Annotated in this window: 16 protein-coding genes; 9 read left to right on the top strand and 7 right to left on the bottom strand. The window is 33.7% G+C overall.

The window, feature by feature from the left end; all coding sequences use genetic code 11:
• The first annotated feature begins 2 nt into the window (after positions 1-2).
• From ABWU33_RS04490 to holA, 4 genes are all read left to right on the top strand, one after another.
• Positions 3-350, top strand: coding sequence for an Mth938-like domain-containing protein (locus ABWU33_RS04490; RefSeq protein ID WP_211908037.1), 348 nt, complete (start codon positions 3-5; stop codon positions 348-350).
• On the top strand, positions 344-1,153 hold the full coding sequence (locus tag ABWU33_RS04485) for a metal ABC transporter permease (protein ID WP_015588476.1): 810 nt from the start codon (positions 344-346) through the stop codon (positions 1,151-1,153). The genes ABWU33_RS04490 and ABWU33_RS04485 overlap by 7 nt, the downstream gene beginning before the upstream one ends.
• Before the next feature lie 114 nt (positions 1,154-1,267).
• The gene (locus ABWU33_RS04480) at positions 1,268-1,450 is read left to right on the top strand and encodes a hypothetical protein (RefSeq protein ID WP_015588477.1); all 183 of its coding nucleotides are present in this window, start codon (positions 1,268-1,270) and stop codon (positions 1,448-1,450) included.
• 5 nt (positions 1,451-1,455) lie between these two features.
• Complete coding sequence (holA, locus tag ABWU33_RS04475; RefSeq protein ID WP_211908039.1) at positions 1,456-2,475, top strand: DNA polymerase III subunit delta; 1,020 nt, start codon at positions 1,456-1,458, stop codon at positions 2,473-2,475.
• Between the two features lie 207 nt (positions 2,476-2,682).
• On the opposite strand, the gene gltX is transcribed toward holA, so the two are convergent.
• The gene (gene gltX, locus ABWU33_RS04470) at positions 2,683-4,032 is read right to left on the bottom strand and encodes a glutamate--tRNA ligase (protein ID WP_353280382.1); all 1,350 of its coding nucleotides are present in this window, start codon (positions 4,030-4,032) and stop codon (positions 2,683-2,685) included.
• A 222-nt stretch (positions 4,033-4,254) separates the two neighbouring features.
• On the opposite strand from gltX, the gene typA reads away from it, so the two are divergent.
• Positions 4,255-6,084, top strand: coding sequence for a translational GTPase TypA (typA, locus tag ABWU33_RS04465; RefSeq protein ID WP_211908041.1), 1,830 nt, complete (start codon positions 4,255-4,257; stop codon positions 6,082-6,084).
• A gap of 340 nt (positions 6,085-6,424) precedes the next feature.
• Positions 6,425-7,651, top strand: a complete 1,227-nt coding sequence (locus ABWU33_RS04460) for a CCA tRNA nucleotidyltransferase (RefSeq protein WP_250120383.1) — start codon at positions 6,425-6,427, stop codon at positions 7,649-7,651.
• Here the strand turns inward: ABWU33_RS04460 and ABWU33_RS04455 are convergent.
• The 6 genes from ABWU33_RS04455 to ABWU33_RS04430 form a co-directional block, all read right to left on the bottom strand.
• Complete coding sequence (locus ABWU33_RS04455) at positions 7,644-9,926, bottom strand: hypothetical protein (RefSeq protein WP_353280380.1); 2,283 nt, start codon at positions 9,924-9,926, stop codon at positions 7,644-7,646. The two genes, ABWU33_RS04460 and ABWU33_RS04455, sit on opposite strands and share 8 nt — an antisense overlap.
• 101 nt (positions 9,927-10,027) lie before the next feature.
• Entirely contained in the window at positions 10,028-10,561 is a 534-nt protein-coding gene (locus ABWU33_RS04450) for an HK97 family phage prohead protease (protein ID WP_264337336.1), read from the bottom strand.
• Between the two features lie 175 nt (positions 10,562-10,736).
• Positions 10,737-10,943: a hypothetical protein gene (locus ABWU33_RS04445; protein ID WP_211908044.1), complete on the bottom strand. Its 207-nt coding sequence runs from the start codon at positions 10,941-10,943 to the stop codon at positions 10,737-10,739.
• A complete protein-coding gene (locus ABWU33_RS04440; protein WP_256438227.1) occupies positions 10,930-11,058 on the bottom strand; it encodes a hypothetical protein in 129 nt (42 codons plus the stop codon). The genes ABWU33_RS04445 and ABWU33_RS04440 overlap by 14 nt, the downstream gene beginning before the upstream one ends.
• Positions 11,059-11,322: 264 nt before the next feature.
• A complete protein-coding gene (locus ABWU33_RS04435; protein WP_264337335.1) occupies positions 11,323-12,171 on the bottom strand; it encodes a hypothetical protein in 849 nt (282 codons plus the stop codon).
• A 241-nt stretch (positions 12,172-12,412) separates the two neighbouring features.
• Positions 12,413-12,772 carry a hypothetical protein gene (locus ABWU33_RS04430; RefSeq protein WP_211908048.1) on the bottom strand — a complete coding sequence of 120 codons (360 nt, stop codon included), beginning with the start codon at positions 12,770-12,772 and terminating at the stop codon, positions 12,413-12,415.
• Between the two features lie 159 nt (positions 12,773-12,931).
• Here ABWU33_RS04430 and gap point away from each other — a divergent pair, with 159 nt between their 5' ends.
• The 3 genes from gap (at position 12,932) to ABWU33_RS04415 (ending at position 15,612) form a co-directional block, all read left to right on the top strand.
• On the top strand, positions 12,932-13,903 hold the full coding sequence (gene gap, locus ABWU33_RS04425; RefSeq protein ID WP_211908049.1) for a type I glyceraldehyde-3-phosphate dehydrogenase: 972 nt from the start codon (positions 12,932-12,934) through the stop codon (positions 13,901-13,903).
• 3 nt (positions 13,904-13,906) lie between these two features.
• Positions 13,907-14,665, top strand: a complete 759-nt coding sequence (gene tatC / locus ABWU33_RS04420) for a twin-arginine translocase subunit TatC (RefSeq protein ID WP_211908050.1) — start codon at positions 13,907-13,909, stop codon at positions 14,663-14,665.
• Between the two features lie 134 nt (positions 14,666-14,799).
• On the top strand, positions 14,800-15,612 hold the full coding sequence (locus ABWU33_RS04415) for an AAA family ATPase (protein ID WP_353280376.1): 813 nt from the start codon (positions 14,800-14,802) through the stop codon (positions 15,610-15,612).
• The last annotated feature ends 5 nt before the right edge of the window (positions 15,613-15,617 follow it).

Here is a 15,617-nt window from a genome sequence, read left to right as displayed (position 1 = left end):
TTATGCCCTTAATTTCCAAGAAGAAAAATCTTATAGATGGTTACAGGGAAGAAAGATTTTGGGTAAATAATCAAGAATATCATAGCTCAATTATAATTTTTCCTGAAAAGGTGATTGAATTGAAAGAAAGTGATATAAATAACAAGGAGTATTTTAAATCTTTTTTGACAGAGGAAATAGAGATTTTGATAATAGGTACTGGTAAGATACGCGATTGTTCAATGAAGTCTTATCTTATGGAGCAAAAGAATTTAAATTTTGAATTTATGACGACGGGTTCTGCATGCAGAACCCATAACGTTTTAATATCTGAAGATAGATTTGTTGTCAGTTATCTGATAGCATGTTAGAGATATTTACACAGAGTTTTTTTATAAACAGTCTAATTGCGGTAATTATGATTAGCCTAGTCACAGGAGCTCTAGGGTCATTTATGATATGGCAAAGGTTATCGTATTTGGGTGATAGTTTGTCCCATTCTTCATTGCTTGGTATTGCACTTGCTTTGATCTTTAATATCAGCCCATCAGTAAGTATAATGCTCATTGCAATTATGTTTGCTATACTACTTTCTCTTAATTTTAATAAATTATACTCTGCTGATACGATATTGAACATAGTTACCAATGTAGTTTTATCATCGAGTTTAATACTTATGTCTTTTCTTCCATCAGGTAATAATAGTATTATTAGCTCACTTTTTGGTGACATATTAATGATTGACCAAAGTAATATAATATCAATTTTTCTAACCTCCGTAATAGTTACTTTGATATTAATATTTAGATGGCGCTATTGGCTGATGATTTCGATTAATCAAGATTTGGCAACAGTTGAGAAAGTAAATGTTAATTTTGTTAGGCTAGAATTTTTGATTATACTCGCTATCTTTATTGCAATTTCTGCTCAATTAATAGGAATATTACTCATTGCTGCATTTTTGTTAATACCTGCTGCATCAGCAAGACTCATTTCAAAAACTCCAATGCAAATGATTATTGTTGCAACAGTTTTTTCTGTGATTTCTGGAGTATCAGGTTTGATATTATCTGCAAGTTTTGACTTATTAACTGGACCTGCAATTATACTTATCGCAGCTGTGTATTTAATCATTGCTTATTTTATAAGATTGGTGTTAAGTAGATCGACTTAATTTTGGTCTCGGAAGTTCATAATTCATTAACAAATGAGTGTAACTATCTGAGCGTAAAGTAGTTTTTGCTACGTTGTTTTTATGTGCTAATTGTTAATTTGTGGAGTGAAAGATATGGCCGAAGGATTTTTTTCTAGATATATAGGACAGCCTATAAAAAATTTTTATAATTATGTTACGGGAAAGAAAGAAGTGTCTGATGATATGCAGAATACAGCAAATCAAGAAAGCTCAGAATTGTTGGAAACTGATGTGCAATCAAATGATGTACCACCAAGTAGTGATAATATAATATAGATGGCATGAGAATCACGCCATCTAAAGTTAAAAAATTCCTTGAGAAACCCGATACTTTAAGTGGTGTATTAATTCATGGGAGTGACAATAGTAAGGTCGATATTTTTGTACAGGAAATAATTGCCAACTTGAATGAGTATTCAGTTCAGGTGATGGATTTTGCAGTAGTGAATAAGTCGCCTGGCTTGTTATTTTCCGAGTTGGCAAACATTTCGATGTTTACTAAAAAAAGGTTAGTTAAGCTGATAAATGTCAGTGGAAGTATATCTAAAGAGTTAAGAAACATATTGGATAATAATATAGGCGATCATTATATAGTAATGATAGCAAATGATCTTCCATATAGTTCTACAACTAAAAGTTATATGGAAAGCTCAAAAATTTTCGGTGTCATTACCTGCTATAAGGACAGCGGTAGTAATCTTTGTGATATTATATCAAGTTACTTGAAACAAAATGATATAGAGTGCACAAGTGAGATAATCTACCACTTGCAGTCTTATTTTAATCATAGCAAACTGCCTATATATTCAGAGCTTGAAAAATTAGTTTTATATCTAGGAAAAAGAAAAGATCTTAAACTTGCTGATATAGATCTATGCTTTTCAACCTCCGGCAATGATTATGTTACACTTGATAATCTGTGCTCTGCAATAGTGAGTAAAGACATGGGACAATTCATCAAAATTTCCGATGTATTGATATTACAAGAGAATTTTTCACCGATAGCATTAATCCGTATTATATCAAATTATTTTCTACGGCTAGAAAGCGTTTTGCTGTTAATACAAAATGGAATGAATGAACAAGCTGCAATTGACCAGCTGAGTCCTCCATTGTTCTTCAAACAATTGCAGAGTTTTAAATCTCATTTGAAAAGTTTGCAACTTTCAGAACTTAAGAAGATCTTAGAAAATTTGATGAGCTTGGAAGTGACCTGTAAAAGAACTGACTTGGACCATAAAATGATCTTTCAGCATGAGATTAACTATTGGTGTTATTCGTTCAGCAGAGTAGTAAAATAAGGTAGACGAGAAAAAACAACTAAATGTTGTCATGAAAGTAGCTGACACTGGGATCCAGAAATATGGGATATGTATAGAAGTTATTTTAAAATACAACGTTTTGGCGAGATTATGGATTCCAGTGTCAAGCACTGGAATGACAGGAGCAGAAACTGGAATGACAAGAAATCTAATATTTGCACATTTCCTGAACAATACTTATTGGTGTCATTCAAATACATTCGGTGCATTTAAACCTTTTGTATGATTTTCTTCTAACCTTGCAACGATGCTCTCTCTACCGATAAAAATTAATAATTTAGCGAGTTTTGGACCTGTTTCTGTTCCTGTTAAAGCGAGGCGCAACTGCATAAATAGATCTTTTGCCTTTATATCAACTGTCTGTCGAATATTTTTAACCCACTCTGATAATGTGTTTTCATTACAATCACCTTGAGGTAATGTACTTAGCGCTATTTTTATAAATTCTTTATTAATAACCACAGGCTCTATATTGGATTTACATACTTGCCACCATTTGGCCACCTCAGAAAACCTGTTTATGTTGTTTCTTATAAAATACCAAAACTCTGAACCAATTTGACTTAAACGATCTTGCACCATTTCAAATGGCATTTGTTGCAGCACTTTGCTATTTAGCTTATACATTTCACTCAAGCTGAATTGTAAAGATGCTGAGCTAAATTTTTTGATATCAAATGAGTCAATTAAAGGCTGCATATCAACATGAGCTTCTATTGGATCAGATGTTCCAAGTTTTGCTAAATAGCTAATTAGCGCCATTGGTTCAATCTCATCTTCTCTTATGGACTTGACATCCAGCCCGCCTTTCCGTTTCGATATTTTGCTATCATCAAAGTGTAGTAGGGGAAGGTGGGCAAAGATAGGAATTTTCGCTTTTAATGCTTGAATCATTTGAATCTGAACTGCGGTATTAGTTACATGATCTTCCCCACGTACAACATGGGTTACATTAAAGTCAATGTCATCAATAACAGAAGGTAGCATGTACGTATAAATTCCATCTTCTCTTTTTACTACAGGATCGCTGATATGAATTGTTGCAATATTTATTTCGCCTTTAACTCCATCATTCCATTTTACAGTTTTATTTCTATCCAATTTAAATCTGAAATGTGGTTTTCGCCCTTCTTGCTCATAACGAATTTTCTCTTGCTCAGTTAAAAGCAACGCACCTTTATTGTAAATAGGGGGAAGACCTTGTTTTAATTGCAATTTTCGTTTATTGTCTAATTCTTCTCTTGTTTCATAACATGCATAAATATGACCTTCTTTCATTAACTGTAAGAACACCTCGTTATAGCGCTCAAAACGCTCTGATTGCTTAAAACTTGAATTCCAATTTATGCCAATCCATTTTAGGTCTTCTATGATATTATCTACATATTTGATATCTGAACGCTCAAGATCAGTATCATCAAAACGTAGTAAAAATTTTCCATTTTGATTACGTGTGTACATCCAACAAATGAGTGCAGTGCGTATGTTTCCTACATGTAGGTAGCCAGTTGGGCTTGGAGCGAATCTTGTTAGCATTTAAATGATTACTTTAGTTTATTTTAATTTTATATAAATGTACTGCTAAAGCAAGATTCTTCTTTGTCTTGGTGTTAGTTGCTACAAAGTACAGCGAACATGAAACCTTTTTGTTAGAGTTCCATGATCTGCCTAAAATACTCTGAAAGCACGGCTTTAGTTATTTACTCTAAATATATTATACGTATACTTGTTATTAAATTAAATTTGAAATGATAAGAAATGAGTGAATTTAAATCAATCCGCAATATTGCAATAATTGCACACGTTGACCACGGAAAAACTACTTTACTTGATAACATGTTAAAACAAAGTGGCACGTTTCGTGAGAATCAAGAAGTTCAAGAACGAGTGATGGATAGTGGTGATCAAGAACGTGAACGTGGGATTACAATACTTGCAAAATGTACGTCAATAATGTGGGGTGATGAGAAAATCAATATCATTGATACACCAGGACATGCGGATTTTGGTGGAGAAGTGGAAAGGGTGCTCTGCATGGCAGATGGTGTATTACTACTGGTTGATGCTGCAGAAGGTCCAATGCCACAGACTAAGTTTGTGTTGTCAAAAGCACTAAAGGCAAATTTAAAACCGATTGTGATAATCAATAAGGTTGATCGACCAGACAGCAGAATTGATGAAGTACTAAATGAAATATATGAGTTATTTTTTAACCTTGATGCAACCAACGAGCAACTAGATTTTCCAGTACTCTATGCTTCAGGTAGAAATGGTTGGTGTGCTAAGGAGCTATCTGATGAGAGAAAAGATTTAAGCCCATTATTTTCAACGGTGATAGATTACATAAAACCTTCCGTTTATGATCAAAATGCACCTTTTGCTATGCTAGTTACTTTACTTGAATCTGATAAATTTCTTGGCAGAATATTGACAGGAAAGATCTACCAAGGAATCGCGCAAGTTAACTCAGATCTTAAGGTAATTGATCTTGATGGTCAAGTGGTTGAGCGAGGGAGATTAACTAAGTTACTCTCATTTTCTGGCTTAAAACGCGTTCCAGTAGAGCAAGCTGTAGCTGGTGATATCATTGCCATTGCAGGACTTGAGAAAGCTTCAGTTTCAGACACTATAGCAGCACCAGAAGTTACAACTGCGATCAGCTCAACTCCAGTTGACCCGCCAACAATGGCGATTACTATAAGCGTTAATGACTCACCTTTTGCTGGTCAAGAGGGAACAAAACTTACCTCAACTGTTATAAAAGATCGTTTATATGCAGAAGCAGAAACAAACGTTGCAATTACTGTAACTTTGGCTCCAAGTGGTGAAGCATTTGAAGTAGGTGGACGTGGTGAGTTGCAGCTTGGGGTACTGATTGAAAATATGAGAAGGGAAGGTTTTGAACTTTCAGTTTCACGGCCTCGAGTGCTGTTTAAAGAAGAAGATGGCAAAAAACTTGAACCTATAGAGGAAGTAGTAATTGATGTAGATGATGAGTATAGTGGAATCATCATGGAAAAACTTAGCTTTCGAAAAGGTGAAGTAACTGACATGAGACCTTCTGGTAGTGGCAGAACTAGGTTGACATTTTTAGTGCCATCAAGGGGATTAATTGGCTATCAAGGAGAATTTTTAACTGATTCTCGCGGCACTGGTATAATCAACCGTTTATTTCACAGTTATGCTCCACATAAAGGTTCAATTTCCGGAAGGCGTAATGGGGTTTTAATTTCAACAGACAAAGGTGAAGCAGTAGCGTATGCAATTTTCAATCTGCAAGATAGGGGAATTATGTTTATTAAGCCACAGGATAAAGTATATTGTGGCATGATCGTCGGTCAGCATAGTCGTGACAATGATTTAGAAATAAATGTACTTAAAGGTAAGCAATTAACAAACGTAAGAGCTTCAGGTAGCGATGAAGCTATAAAGCTTACTCCACCAAAAATAATGACACTGGAGGATATGATAGCATATATAGACGATGATGAATTGGTAGAAGTAACTCCAAAATCTATACGTTTGCGTAAGAAGTTCCTCGATCCAAATGAACGTAAACGTGCAGGAAGGGCGAAGAATAAAGAGTAATCAACGTTCCTGATAAAAATCTGGATGAGCTACTCGGATAACACCATCATAAAGGGAACCAGTGTCAGTTACTTGAGCAGGTACTGGGATGACAAGAGAAGGCTACAAAGGTGTCATGCAAGTAGCTCATCCAGATTTTTTATAATCATCGAAAACATTGTATTTTAACATTACTTTTATACTTATAAGTTTCTAGGCACTGGATTTGTTGTAGACTTACTATTTACTCTATCACTTTACCCTCTTATTTTACCACTCTCCTGCCTATATATTTTTATATGAGGCTTTTTGCAAAAGTTTCGCATTTTTTGTAACATGATTTTCAGTATGTGTAACCTAAATGCAAATTGATCACGAAACTAGTGTAATTATTGAGGCAATAGAGAAATTTGGTGGTGAGGCAAGGCTTGTTGGTGGGTGTGTTAGAGATTCAATTTTGCAGCGTGAAATTCACGATATTGATCTTGCTACTAATCTTCTGCCTAATCAAACAATTAAAGCGCTCAAGCTTTGCAATATAAAGAGTATTCCAACTGGCCTGAAACATGGAACTATCACTGCAATTTTACACAAGAGGTCCTTTGAGATTACAACGCTAAGGCATGATGTAAAGTGTGACGGTAGACATGCGAAGGTAGAGTTTACTAATGATTGGCAAGCTGATGCTTCAAGGCGCGACTTTACGTTTAATGCTCTTTATGCAGACAAGCATGGCCATATATACGACTACTTTGGTGGCATTCAGGACTTAAAAGCACGAAAGTTAAACTTTATAGGTAACGCTGAAGATAGGATTAAGGAAGACTATCTACGTATTTTAAGAGCGTTTCGTTTTCACGCTAAAATATGCATAGGAGATTTAAGTGATGAAATATTGGATGTGTGCAAAAAGCATTCGCACATGATTCAAAACCTCTCTGGAGAGAGAATAAGAGAAGAAATATTTAAATTGCTGGAATGTGATAATCCTGCTCCGACATTTAAGAGCATGCAAAAATCTGATGTTTTACAAAAAATCATTCCAAAAGAAGTAAAATGTGAAATTTTATCTTCACCACTTCTTATCAACACTAAACCTCTGACAAAATCCTCAGCGTATGTCCATACGCCTTTCCTAGATCCCACAATCGATGCACTAACAAAATTAGCGTTGCTTATTAGGACTGCTGAAGATAGAGTTAGTCTTGGGGAAGAAGTGAGCAAGTTTTTACGTCTTTCAAATAAGCAAAAGAAAAAAATATTATTTTTATTATCAAACAATATCAAAACAGAGCTTTCAGAAAAAGAGCAAAAGAAATACATATCTTTATTTGGTAAGGAATTATATTGTGACTTAATGAAGATTTGTGGTATTGAGTCTGGAATAAATGTTGATGAGTATATTTCATTTGCTAAGATGTTTAACATTCCAAAATTTCCTTTATCTGGGAATGATTTAATAATTATAGGTCATCAACCAGGAAAAAATTTAGGTAGAAACTTGGAATTGCTACGACAACATTGGGAAGACAGCTCCTACACTTTAACAAAGGAGGAGCTGATACTTTATGCTAAAAGTTTTATCTAGACGTTGCTTCTTGCTTCACACTTACCGGAGTGCTATTAGTGTGACTCATGGAAGAATTAGGTGTTAATTTGTATTCTTTTTTAGCTTTTTCTGTTAATTGATACTCGTTTACTCCTCCTTGAGTCTGATTACACATTCCCTGATCTGGGGATAAAAATTTATCTCTTATACTTGATGCTAGTTGTAATTCTTGAATCTTATCTGAAAAACATTTCATTCTACCTTTTATTAACTCCTCCGAAACAATTTCTTGGAGATTGCTATTATCTTTGCTATGAAAGTTGTTCAAGACAGAATCTGTAATTGCATTAGCAGCTTCCTCATCCCAACTTAAATTTTTCATGCATTTTTTAATAGAAAGTAACAGCTTGTCTTTTAACACACCATCACGTAACTCCTTATCTATATTTCCAATATTACAATATTTTTTGACAACTCCTTTAACTTCAGCTTCTATGATATCCCTTGCGGATCTTGTCAAATTACTTTCCAACAACTCAAGTAACTGATCACTTTTAAATTTATAACCATTTTGATGTGATAGAGATTTTATAGTTTCCTCAAGCACTTTATGGCAAAAGTGTTTTCCTTCAAGTTCAGGAAAACCTTCTTTCAACTTTGCATTTTGATCAGATAAAAAATCTTTGAGACTCTTATTCTTATTCACAAAAAGATTCTTGGAATGCTTCAAAAATTTTGAAGTGGTTGATTTTGCAGTAGATACTATACTAATTGCATCTAACTCTTTAGTTTTTACTTGTGCTTTAGTTTTTTTATTCATACCTTCTGACTTTTTACCAGCATCTTTTTGCTCATTTTTTAACTTTTGTTGTCCACTTTCAGGTCTTGAAACTTCAGTTTGTTTATCTTTTGATGTCAAACTTTGATTAGGTATTTCTTTATTATTTCTAGTAGAAAATGTTGTAATATTTTCTGTTTTTTTTGCACTTGGATGTTCAACTTGTTTTTGTAGCTTTTTATTTTCCCCTTGTGAAGATTTTAATTTTCCCTCCAAATCTGCCTTTTGTTTCTTTATTTCAACGTTACTTTCTTTTAATTTCTGTACTTTTTCTTTCAATTCGTTAATTTCACTTTCTAATTCTTTTTTCTCTTTTTCAATGGTATTTAGATTAGTCTTTTCTTTCTCTAATTGTTGTTTAAGATTCTCTACTTCAGCATCTTTTCCCCTAGCTTGTTCTTTCAATTCATTAATTTCACTTTCTAAATCTTGTTTCTTTTTTTCAATGGTATTTAGATTAGTCTTTTCTTGCTCTAATTGTTGCTGAGTACTTTCCAATTTTTTTCTAAATTCAGCATTTTTTTCCTCAGCTTGTTTTAATTCTGCTTGTTGTTGCTTAAGTTGATTTTCTAATTGCTTTATTTGAGTATCAGATTCGTTTTTTAACTTACTAACTTCATTCTCAAGTTCTGTTTTTTGCACTCGTAGGTTTTCATTCTCTTTCCTCACAGTTTTATTTATATCTTTATTTTCATGAAATGACTTTATTAAATCCTCTTGTTCTTTTATTTTTTGGTCTTTTGTAAATATAGTTTGCTGTTGTTCGTTCTTTTCAATCTCCATTGCTTTCTTAGATTGATCTAATATTTCATTTAACTGCATTAAGTTATTAATTTTTGAGTCTTTTTCTTCTACGTCTAATAAAAGCCTTTCTTTTTCATTCGCAAATTTTGTGCTGAGGTTAATTAATTCTTTATTCAAATGTAATATCTCCTCAGACTTTTCCTTGAACTGTGCTAAAAATTCTTCTCCTCTTTTTTGTGCAATTTCTACCAATTCACTATAGTTCTTTTTAAGTCCTGCAAGTTTAGACTTTAACTCTTCATTTTCTAATTCTAAGTCTTCAATCTGCTGTGCTTGTGCTGCAAAAAATTTAGCAAATATTTCTTTTTCCTCTCCTAATGATTTTACTTGTTCTTTAAGTTTAGTAATTTCTTTCTCTTTTTTAGTTAATTCCTGATTTAAATTTGACTGATTTTCCTCCTTCTTACTACCTTCTTTCAACTTTTCTTTTAATCTCTCATTTTCATCCTTCAATTCCTTTTCTCTGTTAGAATTTAAAAGATCATCAGTCTGAACCACATTATCTGCAATATTGTAATGTAGGATACTCTTTGCCCATTGATTCCACTTTTCTGGCCACATTCGTCCAATTGTTTTTAGATATAGCCAAGCAAGCACAGTGGATAAGCTGTATTTTTTTTCCTTTTGTTTAATACTAGGTTCGTAATTAACCTTATTGTTAGCATTCAGCATAAAATTACCTAATTTTCAAAGTATTGAAGTTATATATATTAATATAATTATTAAATAAATAATAATATAAATGTTAAATTGTATGAAAATTTTTATAGATTTTAAGTAGAAATACACATGTGCGTAAGCACAGAATTTGCTTTTTCTATTGCTCTTGCTAACATTTCTTGTTCATTGTAATGATTCTTCACATTGATTACCTGAGCTGACAAATTTGCAGGAAAAGTGACTAAACTAACTTCCCATAGCTCCACTTGTTTTAACACTCGAGCTCCGCTTTCATGATCAACATCATACTCTATTGGTATATAGCCAATCGAAAGCCCGTTAATAGTTCCAGTTTTTAGCATTAAATATGCTTCCTCTGCTTTTTGAATACCAAAAAGCAAATGTGCAGTTATATATAGGCCAATATCATTTTCGCAAATATCTGTAATATTACCTATAGGCTCACTTGGGTTGTGCTGCCAAAGAAGTTTTATCTGACTTTTATTTAAGTTGTTCTTCAATGCTCCTGGTAATATCAGATCATTTTGCTTATCAACTATATTAAAAACGCTCGCATAGCCAGAAAATACTCCGTTTTCTTCTATGCTTTTTATTGACAATGGTGAATAGAGAAATTTCTTATTCATAAGTCCTCCTTGTAAATTATGGTATTGGGTTTGCCAGCGCTCTGAGCCAGCTTAAAATGTTGTATAGATTGTTTTCCTATATCTCAGGATGAGTATAAGGCACTACAATATAATTCTATTGTATGCAGTGCTTTGAAAATGGGGAAGTACTTTTTTAGTTATAAAATTTGTCATTTTATATACATAAGGGTAGGGTTTGTTGCACATTGGGTTGTTCAACAGCAGCGTTTTCTAGATTTGTAGAAACAGCTTCGTTTGTAGGAGTAATTATTTTTCCTAGAAGGAAGCCAAATCCCAAAGAAACAGCGGCTATAAAACCATTCATTAATGACTCTGTCCATGTTTCTCCCTCGTATTCTTGATAGATTTTAGAATATATCATTATTGGCTTCACTCGGGTTTAAATTTCTTTCCAACTCTTCTGATGTTTTCTCCCCAGCATCTTGGGATTTTGTTGATGAACTTTTCTGTAAGTTTTCTAATTCTTGTGCGTCCATCAACACCTCACTATTAAAGCTTAAGTACAAATCATACAGCACTATAATTGTTTAGTCAAGGTAAATACTAGTATATTAAGTAAATATTTACTATATTAATATGATTGCTTAAATTCACAACTAATTGTTTAGGGGAATAAAAAGATTGTGTTTTGTAGGTGATTTGCGTAGCGGAAGGTGTTACCCCAGTTTTACAACACCCGGGGTAACGATAAAGAAGGAAGTAGAGAAAGTTATATGTAATAGTTTAAAACTATTACAAGTTTATATGCTCTGTCCTTGAATATTTTGTTGTTCAGTGGTAGCATTTTCCAAATTTGTAGAGATAGGAGCAAACATCCTTCTCGCTAAAGCCGTTGACAATGTAGCACCAATTCCAGCTCCAATTGCAGCTATAAAACCAGGGCCTAATAATTCCATATTTGTTTCAGTGCTGCTGCTAGTTATATTGTTAGTTAACATTATCGCGCCTGCTCCTAAGGCTGCTACTAACCGAATCCTTGACGGTTTACTTGTTGCATCAAGAGAATATTGTACTACTTCTCTAAGCCCTGAATTCCTGTTTTTTAACGCTACTGCTATTGATACTGGTAATATGACCATTATTGGAATGGATAATAGTCCTCCAAGTGTTGTACCAATAATTTCACTCACTTTTGATTTTCCAAGATTAACTCCTAAGGCTGTTATACCTAATACTCCAATTGAGGTGATAATCCTTAGATTTCTCTCTTCCATTTCTCTCACATGCGCCTCATATTGTATTGTAGCTTCTGCTAACGCTAACCCAATACTATTTGGTTGCTGTGGAATCTGATTTACTCGCCCTAACTCTTGTGAAGTTTTCCCTCCAATACTTTTGACGGCATCTTCTAAGTCTAACAATGATCTGTTATTTAACCTTACGTTATCTTGACTATCACAAAGGATAATGTAGTCTAAAATTGTCATTCTCAGATCACTCATTTCTATATCATCATTAATATGATCTTTTAATTCATCGATAATCTTTAATGCTCGCTCTTTCATATCTTTTTCTTCTTCTGCATTAATTGGTGCAAGTATGAGAAAAATTATTCCAAGCAACTCTTGTTGTAAGTTTTTTAAATCCATAATAATTATCATTAATATTGAGTTAAATAATATGGTACTATAGTTACTTAATCAAGTTAATTATTAAGATATTAAAGTATAAGATACCAAAGAGTAATATCCTTAGCCGTAAAATACAAAAATAACTGACGGGTTCTTTATAATTAGAAATATTAAGGAATTTACTAAATAAAAAAGGTAAAAGAATGTTATCTACTTTTCAGAGTCAGCTATTTAGCTAACTCTGAAGAGTAGGAAAGAGCTATATGCTCTGTCCTTGAATATTTGTTTGTTCAATAGTAGTACTTTCCAAATTTTGTAAAGATTCAAATTCTTCTTGCATATCCAGTATGTCTTCTATTACTTGCTGATCTTCATCTTTTTCTTCTAATTGAAATGCTGCTGCTTCTTGAGGTGTTTCTAGCAGTTTTTTTAATATTTCTGTGCGCAGTTTCTCTGTTATTGATTTCCACTGTAGCATTACTAGCATTTCATTGTGCAGCACTGACATTTTCTGTAGTGTTTTCACTTTTTCTGACAGTCCTTTATTTTCTTTTTGCAATGCTTCTATTTTTCTTTGCTGATACTGATTATCTGAATTTGTCATTGGTAATCCATGCATAACCTACTTCAAGTTAAAATTTAGATATTATTAATTAAGTGATACAGTTTCTTTAGTCAAGATAAGCATCAATATATTATAACATTAGGATTAACAACCAAAAGAATAGAATGAAATATCAGGCAATATCCTCTATAATTAAACTTTTAAGATGGAAAAATGACAATTCGTGTAGGAATTAATGGTCTTGGTAGAATAGGCAGAAGTGTATTGCGTGCTATTTTTGAAGTAGAAAACTATAGCGAGCAAATAGAAGTTGTGGCGGTAAATGGGTCGCTCAGTGCTGAGCAGCATGCACATTTGATTAAATATGACTCTGTTCATGGCAAATTTAACGGCGATATTGATTTTAACGAGTCTGAAAATTGGCTATCTATAAATGGCAGGAAATTTTCTTTATATAGAGAACGTAGCCCTGAAAATATTCCTTGGAATGTTGATGTAGTGCTTGAATGCACTGGTGCATTCAACAAGCGTGCGGAAGCAGCAAAGCATAATGCAGAGAGAGTAATTGTCTCTGCTCCAGTTTCAGATGCTGATGTAACTGTAGTTTACGGCGTAAATAACGATATGCTAAAAAAGGAGCATAAAGTGATCTCAGCAGGTTCTTGTACTACAAACTGTCTGGCTCCGATTGTACACGTTTTACACTCCAATTTAGGCATAAAAAGCGGTTTTATGACCACTATACATGCCTATACGAATGATCAAAATATTCTTGATGGCAACCATAGAGACTTACGTAGGGCAAGAGCTTGTGGCCTTTCTATGGTGCCAACTACAACTGGAGCAGCAAAAACAATTGGTTCTGTCATTCCTCAGTTAAAGGGTAAGCTAGATGGTACTGCTATTAGAGTTCCGGTTAGCAACGTTTCTATGGTTGATTTTAAATTTTTAGCTGATAAGAGAGCAACAACTAAGGAAATAAACGAAATATTTAAGAATTCAGCAAATCATGTGCTTTCCGTATGTAACGAGCCTTTAGTTTCAATAGACTTTGTCCATAACCCTTATAGTGCAATTGTGGATTTAGCTGGTACATATGTCACAGGTGATATCTGTAGAGTTGCAGCGTGGTACGATAATGAATGGGCTTTTTCACTGAGAATGTTAGACATAGCGTTATTGTAAAGTATGAACGAAAACTCACAAAAATATGCTTCATTTTATGAGCACTTTGCGGAACTTAGAAAAAGGGTTATTTTTTGCTTTCTATTTTTTTGTGTTACCTTCGGGTTTTGTTACTACTTTAAAGAAAATATATACCGCTTTTTACTTGCACCTTTAATAGAAGTTACAAAAGATAGCAATGATTTTTCTCTAATCTATACAGACTTAACAGAAGCGTTTTTTGTATATCTCAGGGTTGCAATAATGAGTGCACTGTTGTTTTCTTTTCCTGTGTTTGCATGGCAATTCTACATATTTCTAGCACCTGGCTTATATAAAAGAGAAAGGGCAGTGTTATTGCCATACTTAATTGCAACACCGGTTTTGTTTGTAACGGGAGCCGCTGTAGTTTACTACTACATATTTCCCTTAGCCTGGAAATTTTTTATTGCTTTTGAACATAGCGGTAAATCTTTCGGTATACCAATAGAGTTTATGCCATCAGTTAGTGAATATTTAGACCTTGTTCTTCAATTTATGTTTGCATTTGGCACTGCATTTCAAATTCCAGTTATACTCACCTTAATGGTAAGAGTAGGGCTAATCACTGCACAAAGTTTGTCAAATAAACGGAGAATTGCGATAGTGGTAATTTTCATTATTGCTGCAATCTTAACTCCACCTGATGTACTAAGCCAAGTAGGGCTTGCAATTCCAATGTTGGTATTATATGAGCTCTCTATCCTGATATGTAGATATATTGAGAAGAAAGCAAAGGATTGAATCAAGAATATTATTTATAAACAAAGAATGAGCACCGGAGCACTTTTTCTTGAACATTGAAGTGGGATTATGTAAACTGCCCTTATTGATTTTTTAGTAGACGCCAAGTGAATTAAAATATTACGAGGTGTGTTATGATAATAGTTGTTGGTGGTCAAAAAGGTGGTACTGGTAAAACGACCATAGCCACAAATATAGCGGTGATGCGTGCTAGGGAAGGTAGAAATGTCCTTCTCTATGATCTTGACCCATTAATGCTAGCTACCTTGTGGGCATCCCTGCGAGACAAGGACAAAAGTTTACCGAAAATTAACAGTATTCACAAGGTGTTAGGCCAAATTAACATTAGTGTAGTAATCAGAAATGAGCTACAAGCTTTACAGTCCAAATATCAAGATATTATTGTTGACGCAAGAAGAGCAGATGAAACTTTAAGGGCTGCCTTATCATTAGCTAATCTAGCTATATTTCCCATTAATCCATCTGGGATTGATATGTGGACGTTTGACACTCTGAGCAACTTAGTTAACGGTACTCAAAGTTGTAATAAAACCTTTAAAGCAAGAGTGCTATTTAATGGAGTACACACCAATCCAGGTGCAGCTAAAAAACACATTGAAGAATGTGATGATTTTTTAAGTGAATTTGACAACTTAACAAGGTTCGATAGTTTTTTAAGTTGGCGAGCTGCAGTTCAAGACGCCTCTGGCGAAGGTATGGCAATTGTTGAATATAAACCATTAGATTTAAAAGCAATTAGGGAAATTGAATCTGTTTATGAGGAAGCCTTATCTACTGTTAGAAAATCAGAGCCAGCACAGTCAGTGTTAAGGTTGCCACCTAGTTTACATCAAAAATTGAGGGAAATAGCCTTTATAACAAAAGATACAGTTTCTAACATTGGATTCAGGGTTTTAACGGAATACATTAAAACTTTAGAGAAATAAGAAAC

The organism is Wolbachia endosymbiont (group B) of Cyclophora punctaria (genome assembly GCF_964028235.1).
GTDB lineage: Bacteria > Pseudomonadota > Alphaproteobacteria > Rickettsiales > Anaplasmataceae > Wolbachia.
Note: the sequence above shows the minus strand (reverse complement) of the source record. Positions and strands in the feature narration are given on the sequence as shown.

Excerpts from the sequence above, each read along its gene's own strand:
- ABWU33_RS04415 (WP_353280376.1), top strand. The coding sequence starts at position 14,800 with ATGATAATAGTTGTTGGTGGTCAAAAAGGTGGTACTGGTAAAACGACC.
- ABWU33_RS04455 (WP_353280380.1), bottom strand. The coding sequence starts at position 9,926 with ATGCTGAATGCTAACAATAAGGTTAATTACGAACCTAGTATTAAACAA.
- ABWU33_RS04440 (WP_256438227.1), bottom strand. The coding sequence starts at position 11,058 with ATGGACGCACAAGAATTAGAAAACTTACAGAAAAGTTCATCAACAAAA.
- tatC (WP_211908050.1), top strand. The coding sequence starts at position 13,907 with ATGAACGAAAACTCACAAAAATATGCTTCATTTTATGAGCACTTTGCG.
- ABWU33_RS04485 (WP_015588476.1), top strand. The coding sequence starts at position 344 with ATGTTAGAGATATTTACACAGAGTTTTTTTATAAACAGTCTAATTGCG.
- holA (WP_211908039.1), top strand. The coding sequence starts at position 1,456 with ATGAGAATCACGCCATCTAAAGTTAAAAAATTCCTTGAGAAACCCGAT.
- ABWU33_RS04480 (WP_015588477.1), top strand. The coding sequence starts at position 1,268 with ATGGCCGAAGGATTTTTTTCTAGATATATAGGACAGCCTATAAAAAAT.
- typA (WP_211908041.1), top strand. The coding sequence starts at position 4,255 with ATGAGTGAATTTAAATCAATCCGCAATATTGCAATAATTGCACACGTT.
- gltX (WP_353280382.1), bottom strand. The coding sequence starts at position 4,032 with ATGCTAACAAGATTCGCTCCAAGCCCAACTGGCTACCTACATGTAGGA.
- ABWU33_RS04430 (WP_211908048.1), bottom strand. The coding sequence starts at position 12,772 with ATGCATGGATTACCAATGACAAATTCAGATAATCAGTATCAGCAAAGA.
- gap (WP_211908049.1), top strand. The coding sequence starts at position 12,932 with ATGACAATTCGTGTAGGAATTAATGGTCTTGGTAGAATAGGCAGAAGT.
- ABWU33_RS04490 (WP_211908037.1), top strand. The coding sequence starts at position 3 with ATGCCCTTAATTTCCAAGAAGAAAAATCTTATAGATGGTTACAGGGAA.
- ABWU33_RS04450 (WP_264337336.1), bottom strand. The coding sequence starts at position 10,561 with ATGAATAAGAAATTTCTCTATTCACCATTGTCAATAAAAAGCATAGAA.
- ABWU33_RS04445 (WP_211908044.1), bottom strand. The coding sequence starts at position 10,943 with ATGATATATTCTAAAATCTATCAAGAATACGAGGGAGAAACATGGACA.
- ABWU33_RS04460 (WP_250120383.1), top strand. The coding sequence starts at position 6,425 with ATGCAAATTGATCACGAAACTAGTGTAATTATTGAGGCAATAGAGAAA.
- ABWU33_RS04435 (WP_264337335.1), bottom strand. The coding sequence starts at position 12,171 with ATGGATTTAAAAAACTTACAACAAGAGTTGCTTGGAATAATTTTTCTC.